The sequence below is a fragment of the Achromobacter sp. Marseille-Q0513 genome (assembly GCF_018195695.1).
In the GTDB taxonomy this organism is placed as follows: domain Bacteria; phylum Pseudomonadota; class Gammaproteobacteria; order Burkholderiales; family Burkholderiaceae_B; genus Achromobacter.
In genome coordinates, this window is sequence record NZ_JAGTJY010000638.1 from 1 (window position 1) to 337 (window position 337).

General features: G+C 65.9%; 1 pseudogene. It reads right to left on the reverse strand.

From position 1 onward, the window contains the following. Positions 1-337, reverse strand: a pseudogene (locus KDH83_RS32105) (sarcosine oxidase subunit alpha); the annotation flags it as partial.

Here is a 337-nt window from a genome sequence, read left to right on the forward strand (position 1 = left end):
GTCTTGCGCACCGGATCGAGAAACTCGCCCAGCTCACGCCCGGCGAAGGCGCCGAACGAAACCGGCGTGTAGTTCGGCCGGTAGGTGGTGGTGCCCGTCTCGGGGATGGACTTGCCCAGCGCCTGCGCCAGGATGGCCATGCCGTTGATGTTGCCGAGCTTGCCCTGGTCCGTGCCGAAGCCCATCGCCGTATAGCGCTTGACGTGCTCGACGGATTCGAAGCCCTCGCGCGCGGCCAGCAGGATGTCGGACGCCGCCACGTCATTCTGAAAGTCGACGAACTGCTTGGGGCCGCGCGCGAGGGCTTCGAATCCGTCGAGCACGTCAAGCGCTATAC